4 protein-coding genes and 1 pseudogene are annotated in these 2672 nt (G+C 38.5%); all 5 read left to right on the forward strand.

The window, feature by feature from the left end:
• Window positions 1-183, forward strand: a pseudogene (locus ACE1AQ_RS14520) (IS630 family transposase); the annotation flags it as partial.
• Window positions 184-476: 293 nt separating this feature from the next.
• On the forward strand, window positions 477-944 hold the full coding sequence (locus ACE1AQ_RS14525) for a hypothetical protein (RefSeq protein WP_110546112.1): 468 nt from the start codon (window positions 477-479) through the stop codon (window positions 942-944).
• A gap of 53 nt (window positions 945-997) precedes the next feature.
• The gene (locus ACE1AQ_RS14530) at window positions 998-1654 is read left to right on the forward strand and encodes a DUF4339 domain-containing protein (RefSeq protein WP_110546111.1); all 657 of its coding nucleotides are present in this window, start codon (window positions 998-1000) and stop codon (window positions 1652-1654) included.
• A 196-nt stretch (window positions 1655-1850) separates the two neighbouring features.
• Complete coding sequence (locus ACE1AQ_RS14535; RefSeq protein WP_110546110.1) at window positions 1851-2126, forward strand: hypothetical protein; 276 nt, start codon at window positions 1851-1853, stop codon at window positions 2124-2126.
• 216 nt (window positions 2127-2342) lie between these two features.
• On the forward strand, window positions 2343-2561 hold the full coding sequence (locus tag ACE1AQ_RS14540) for a type II toxin-antitoxin system HicB family antitoxin (protein ID WP_110546109.1): 219 nt from the start codon (window positions 2343-2345) through the stop codon (window positions 2559-2561).
• Window positions 2562-2672 lie beyond the last annotated feature (111 nt).

Below are 2672 nucleotides of genomic sequence, written 5' to 3' on the forward strand. Positions count from 1 at the left end.
AGGCTGTGGAAATTTGTCAAAAAGAAATGTTTATATGGTAAATATTATGAGAACTTTTCTGACTTTTCTTCAGCTATTTATGAATGTCTGAATGATGCCCATCTGAAACATAAAAAAGAACTGGATTCCTTGCTGACTCTACGATTTCAGAAGTTTAATAAATCTCAGATTATGAACGTCTAAAGTATACCTTTTGCATGAGTGCCTTTTGTCTGTCTTGATATGTAGCCTATACTCAACGGATTTAGTATAAGTTGTTCCCCATCTCTCGATCGCTTGACTATCGATCGCCCATTTTCAGACCAAAACTCGAAGTATAAGCAGATTAAATATTGCTAACTATTGACAAATGAGTATATATGTTGTAGGACTGGGTGATATGCAGAAAGTTGACCCCTATCGTTGCTCTGGAGATTGTTATGCAGAAAGTTGACCTATAATGTGTAGTTAGGCAGAATTTTGGAGGTAATCCAACGATGATTATGTTCATCAAGGTTTCACAGTTAATGGCGATTAGTTTACTGTGCTTAGTAGGCTGTTCTGGGGAAGAAATCAATCAAAATAGCTCTGATTCCTCTAGCAACGATGTTTCGAGTTCACCCTCATTTCTGGGTTGTTGGCAAGGCTTATCGGCAGATGGAAATATTAAAGAAAAGCATTATTTTGATGCCAATAACGAATACAAAGTTACGAGGCGGCGAGAAAATCCTCAACCTCAATCTGCTTCTGGCATTACGATAAGAGATCGAGATTGGCATTTTAAGCAATATTCTGGAAAATGGTCTTCCGATGGTAAATCTATCGAGGTTCAAGCTGATAGTTTGGGAACATTTTTGCTAGAAATTGTCTCTGGTTATCAACTTAAATTTGTAGAGTCTAGTGGTGATTATGGTCTTTACGAAGTAGAACAAAGCCCAACATCATTTTTAAAATGCAGTGAATAATTTTGGTTTCTTTTATTGTCCAAACAAACTGGTAGTAGGTGAGTTCAAAGGTTATGTGGTACTTTATCGAAGACAATCACAGAAAGGGAAGTTTTAGTCTTGAGGAGATGGAATCCTTCGCTCATCAAGGTGATATTAATGAAAATACCCTAGTCTGGAAAAAAGGTATGAAAGAATGGCAACACCTGAGCCAAACTGAATTAAACGATATTTTACCAGAGGATGCACCTCCTCCCATTCCTGGCGAATCACCTCCCCCATTTCCGACTACTTATAGAAATATTCAAAAAGAAAGAGTTGAGGAAACAATTCCACCCCAATCAGATATCTCAAGAGATAGTAGAATAAAGTTGCTCTATGCTGCGAAAGCTAGGATATGGGCGCACTGGCTATTTTGGCTTTTTATACCCTATGTTGGGGGCATAATTAGCGTTACGAAATTAAGAAATTGGGATGGTGTGTGGACATCTTGGGTTTATGTACAATGGGCAGCACTTGTGCCGATCTTCGTGTCAATTTCATCATATGTTAGTTTAGACTTAACGCTTAAAGATCTAGATACAGCCCAAATTATTGGACTGAACTTGTTCACTCTTTTTTGTCAGATATCTGGTGCATATAAAACCCAGCAAAATATAGAAAAAGCACGAAATCAATTAAATATAAAAGACCCGTTGCAAGCCGAAAAACAACTTTTAAACCATTTTTAGTTGCCTAGGGTGCGTTCCCCAAATGCAACTTCTACCGCTCCACCAATAGATTTTTGGGGAACGCACCATGCACATTGATTGAAACTGTGAGTCTAAATGCGATGCCGCTCTTGTGGGCTTAGTTGAGAAATGTTAGCGAAGATTGCCAATGTTTAGGTTAAAATAGGGGGGCAAAAGTGGCAACGGGGTCAGGACAATGACAGTTAATCAACTCCCCTACAGCAAAGAAGAATTCGCCCGACGTGGTAAAGAGATTTATCAATCTCAGGTGCGCCCCCAAGTCGAGGAAGGCAATCATGGGAAGATTGTAGCCATAGATATTGAAACAGGGGCTTTTGAAGTAGCAAAAGACAGCCTCACAGCTTCCGATCAACTTTTAGCCCGATTGACCTATGCTCAAATTTGGTTCGTAAGAATCGGACATCGAGCAGTTCATCGAGTCGGTTTGATTGGGGCAAATTTATTTCAATGATTAATCAACTCTACGCTTGTTTTTGCACAATCTTCTCACTCAATTCTAGGAAGGTGGGACAATATTGGATTAATTACTAATAACTTAATATCTTATAGAGTTTTTCAAAAAGCTTGAGTTGGGTCAATGATCAGGAAACATAACTATTTTCTAACCAAACGATTAGGAAACAGTTATGTTATGATTTTCAGAGTAAGCCGGAGATGATAAGACACCATGAAAAATCGCATCTTTACTGTTATTTTGTACAAAGAAGATAATATGTACATTGCTGAATGTCCAGAAGTTGGCACAGTAGATCAAGGAGAAACAATTGAGCAGGCGATTGCTGGATTGAAAGAAGCCACACGGCTTTACCTAGAGGAATTTACCTTACCAGAAACATCCCCTAGATTTGTGACCAGTATGGGAGCATCTCACCTTTGCAATAAGTAGAAATGCTTAATGAGATCAATAAAAAAGTTAAAAAAGGCAACCATTTAGATAAGCACAGCGATGACGAAGGACTTGCGGTACATTACAAGATTGCCAACTTGCACCAGTAAT

Source organism: Microcystis sp. BLCC-F209 (assembly GCF_041928595.1).
GTDB lineage: Bacteria > Cyanobacteriota > Cyanobacteriia > Cyanobacteriales > Microcystaceae > Microcystis.

Excerpts from the sequence above, each read along its gene's own strand:
- ACE1AQ_RS14535 (WP_110546110.1), top strand. The coding sequence starts at position 1,851 with ATGACAGTTAATCAACTCCCCTACAGCAAAGAAGAATTCGCCCGACGT.
- ACE1AQ_RS14525 (WP_110546112.1), top strand. The coding sequence starts at position 477 with ATGATTATGTTCATCAAGGTTTCACAGTTAATGGCGATTAGTTTACTG.
- ACE1AQ_RS14540 (WP_110546109.1), top strand. The coding sequence starts at position 2,343 with ATGAAAAATCGCATCTTTACTGTTATTTTGTACAAAGAAGATAATATG.
- ACE1AQ_RS14530 (WP_110546111.1), top strand. The coding sequence starts at position 998 with ATGTGGTACTTTATCGAAGACAATCACAGAAAGGGAAGTTTTAGTCTT.